This window comes from Luteibacter sp. P4_E6, assembly GCF_056401535.1.
In genome coordinates this window covers 1-3,761 of the sequence record NZ_JBFUJE010000383.1, presented here as the reverse complement: position 1 = coordinate 3,761, position 3,761 = coordinate 1, and the positions used below count along the sequence as shown (strand labels likewise).

Sequence of the window (3,761 nt, the reverse complement as noted above, 5' to 3'; positions counted from 1 at the left end):
CGCCAGCGCCCTGCGCTACTGGGCCGGGTGGCATGTCGCGCGCTATGGCATCGAGCTGACAGTGCCGGTACCAGAAGCCACCGTGCTGCAATTTGTGGTCGACCATGTGGTGCGCCGATCCGCCGACGGCGAACTGGCCTGGGAGCTGCCGCCGGCCATCGACCAATCCCTGGTGGCCTCCGGCCTCAAGGCCAAGCCCGGGCCGTGGACGCTGGCGACCGTCCGGCACCGGGTGGCCGTACTATCCACGGCGCATCGACTCAAGCGCGTGCCCAATCCCTGCGAACAACCGGCCATCCGCACGGTGCTGAGCCGGGCCGCCCGCGCGGCGGTCAAACGCGGTGAGCGTCCCCGCAAGAAGACCGCGATTACTCTTGCCGAGCTCGAAGCCATGCTGGCCACCTGTGACGACAACCTGGAAGGACTGCGTGACCGTGCCCTGCTCTGCTTTGGTTTTGCCAGCGGTGGGCGGCGGCGCAGCGAAGTCGCGGCCGCGAATCTGCGCGACCTGCGCCGGATCGGCCCGCAAGGTTTTATTTACCGGCTGGAGCACAGCAAGACGCAGCAAGCCGGCGTGACCGCGACGTCGACGCCGGACAAGCCGGTCCTCGATCGGGCGGCCCAGGCGCTTGAGGCGTGGCTTGCCGCCGCCGACATCACCGACGGGGCGATTTTTCGGCGGCTGTGGAAACACCGGGTTGGCTCTGCTCTCTCGCCGGCGGCCGTGGGCGAGATTGTGCAGCGACGCGCCAAGCTCGCGGGTCTCGAGGGGGATTTTGGTGGACACAGCCTGCGCTCGGGCTTCGTGACGGAGGCGAGCCGCCAAGGTGTGCCGCTGCCGGCGATCATGGCCATGACCGAGCACCGCGCGGTATCCAGTGTGATGGGGTATTTTCAGACGGGCGGTACGACTACCAATCCTGCGGCACGGCTACTTGAAGACAAGAAATAAGTGACTCAACTTTTGCGCAATTGAGATCTCCCATGAAGACGCCGCGTCGTCACTCACCTTCCGGGCCGCGTCCCGCCCAAACCGCTCCGCGCTCCGAATGGGACGTTTTCATGGGACTCCAGGCCTTGTGCGGGCGACCAGGCTACGTACACGCCCTCGCCTTCCTATGCTTTCGAGACAACATGCTTCTGTACGCCGAGCGCCTAACTGAGGAGGACATGCGTGACCGATTCGATCCGAGTCGCCTGCTGCGCACCGAGGTCAACACGCTAATCGGATTGATGGTTAAGAACCCGGTCGACTGGGCGTTGCCACGCCCTGATGTGCTGAGTGAGTACATCGATGCAAGCGATCGACTGCTCCAGGAGCTCCATGATGCGCTATCTGCCGTCATATCATGGAGTGATGTGGCGAAGAGACTTCAGCGCGGCGAGGAGCTCAATCCGTTTGATTCCGGTGCCGCAATGCGCGAGCCGATCTTCTATGCCGCAGAGTCGGCCTACAACTTCCAGTACCTAGATTTGGCTGTGAAGCGTTATGCCGACGATGCAGATTGGATGCAAGCCCATGTTGGCTTCACGATAGCGCAGGCATGTGCCGTCGCCGAGGCGATCGACCGCGTTCAGTCGGACCGCTTCGATGCGCTACGCGATCAGCTGATCGGCAAACACCCCAACGATTGGACAATGTTGCCGGCTTTCTCTGTAACGTCGCGCGAAGTCGCCATATATGCGGAGTTAGAGCCTAACTTGGTTGAGCGCATCCTGACGGCATTCACTCTTCCGGATGGAAATGCCAATCCACGCTTCGTCGAATTGCAGGAGTTCAACCAGATCAACGCCACCCCACTGTTAAGGCTGCCAGACGGTGAGTTTCTTTCGCTGCAGAACTATGCGTTGGCTGAGGCCATCTACGACTCGCCGTTCTACTGGATGCAGTCGGATAAGGCATACCATCCTCAACGTGACCGGCATCGCGGAGAATTCACCGAATCCTTCGTCGCTGACCGCTTGGCTGTTGTGTTCGGGGCCGACCGGGTCCTTACCAACGTCGAGATCTGGCAGGGAAAGACTCGTGTCGCAGAGATCGACGTGTTGGTTCTCTGGGCTGACCGTGCGATCGTGGTCCAGGCGAAGTCCAAACGCTTGACAGTCGAAGGACGTAAGGGTAACGACCAAGTCATACGGGACGACTTTAAAAAAAGCGTCCAGGACGCCTATGACCAAGGACTTGCTTGTGCAGAGTGTCTGGGTGACGCGCGATTTCGCTTTGCCCTGACGGATGGGTCGAATGTCGAGCTTCCGGATGCAATCTCCGAGATCTTCATGTTCTGTGTGGTCAGTGATCACTACCCGGCATTAAGCTTCCAGGCTCGCCAGTTTCTCAAGACTCGAGATGTCCCACGAGTGCGTGCGGCCCTCGTCGCCGACGTTTTTCTGATCGACGTGCTAACCGAGCTCCTTTCGACACCCTTGCACTTTTTGAGCTATGTTGCCCGTCGCGCCCGATACGGTGATCGCCTTCTGGCCGCACAAGAGTTGACTATCTTGGCCTACCATCTCAAGCACAATCTTTGGATTGAAGACGAAATGGCGGTATTGCAGCTTGCCGAGGATTTTACAGCCTGCGTAGACATCGCCATGGCGGCGCGCCGCCGAGGGCTACCTGGAGATGCAACTCCCGACGGCGTTCTGACGCGTTTCGATGGCACCACACTCGGACATATTTTGCAGCAAATGGRGGCTAGGCCCGAATCGGCGGTTCTGGATCAGGGGTTCCAGTTGCTCGAGTTGGCCGGCGAGGCAGCAAACGACCTCAATCGCATCATTGACGAGCAGGCTCGGCGTGCCGCTCAAGACGGCAAGCCCCACGATGTTACGATGATGTTTCCGGATTCCAGTGGGTTCACCGCAGTATGTTCGGCCGAACCAGCGGCCGCGGCAGCGCGGAATTTGGCTAACTACTGCACTCGGCGCAAGTATCGTCAAAAGGCGAATCGATGGTTCGGCCTCTGCCTCACGCCCACCGACGCTCAGTTGCGCTTCGGTCTGCGCCTATCCGACCCGTGGAAGCAGGATGATGCGATGGATGCCGCGACGGCGCGCATGGCGCAGCCGTTACAACCCAAGGCCGCCTATGAGCGCGTCTTCCGCGGTGGGCGATCAGCGCCAAAGGTCGGGCGCAATGACCCGTGCCCCTGCGGCAGCGGCAAGAAATGGAAGAAATGCTGCATCAGCTAGGTTGCCTATGAGGGCGATATCTCTAGGTCAATCTAGAGGGTCGGCCGAGAATTCAAAAAAACACTTGAGGGTCGGCCGAGCACCCGCTAGAGGAGCCATCGCGACACAGCGGAATGCGCCGTGCTGGTGCGGGAGCCGGGAAAAGTACAAGCGCTGTCAGGGTCCGTAGGCGGCGCTCCCCTCGCAGGTCCCGTGGCTGATGCCCATGCCCCCCTATCCGCCTGGAGATCCATTTTTGTCCGAACCATCGACGATTCCCGCTCCCACGCAGGGTCGGCTGACCGCCGCGCATCGTGGGTATGCGTACCAAGACTTGCTGACGGCCTATCTCGCCGTTATCGCGCTATGCGACGAATACCGTGCCATCGTTGTGGATCGCAAGGTCGTCGACGATGACCGCTTCGACGACCTTGAAGTCGACTCCGGCACTCGGCGTGTGCGGCGCCAGATCAAGCACAGCGGCAGCGCTCAGGCCCGACTGGACTTCGCGACCTTCAATGCTGCGTCTTCATCGCTACGCTTTGACCGCTTGGTGCGTACGTTTGTGGACCAAGGGGACAACGCAGCAG

General features: G+C 60.8%; 3 protein-coding genes and 2 pseudogenes. All 5 read left to right on the top strand.

Translation table 11 applies throughout. From position 1 onward, the window contains the following. Window positions 1–952: site-specific integrase (locus AC1DT2_RS17640; RefSeq protein ID WP_477297762.1), on the top strand; the 952-nt coding region annotated here is incomplete at its 5' end. A 32-nt stretch (window positions 953–984) separates the two neighbouring features. Next, window positions 985–2,190: pseudogene (locus tag AC1DT2_RS17635) on the top strand (nuclease-related domain-containing protein); the annotation flags it as partial. An 882-nt stretch (window positions 2,191–3,072) separates the two neighbouring features. Beyond that, a pseudogene (locus tag AC1DT2_RS17630) lies at window positions 3,073–3,192 on the top strand (SEC-C metal-binding domain-containing protein); the annotation flags it as partial. Further along, window positions 3,137–3,361: an SEC-C metal-binding domain-containing protein gene (locus AC1DT2_RS17625; RefSeq protein ID WP_477297760.1), complete on the top strand. Its 225-nt coding sequence runs from the start codon at window positions 3,137–3,139 to the stop codon at window positions 3,359–3,361. The pseudogene AC1DT2_RS17630 and the gene AC1DT2_RS17625, both read left to right, overlap by 56 nt. Before the next feature lie 36 nt (window positions 3,362–3,397). Next, window positions 3,398–3,761: hypothetical protein (locus AC1DT2_RS17620; RefSeq protein ID WP_477297758.1), on the top strand; the 364-nt coding region annotated here is incomplete at its 3' end.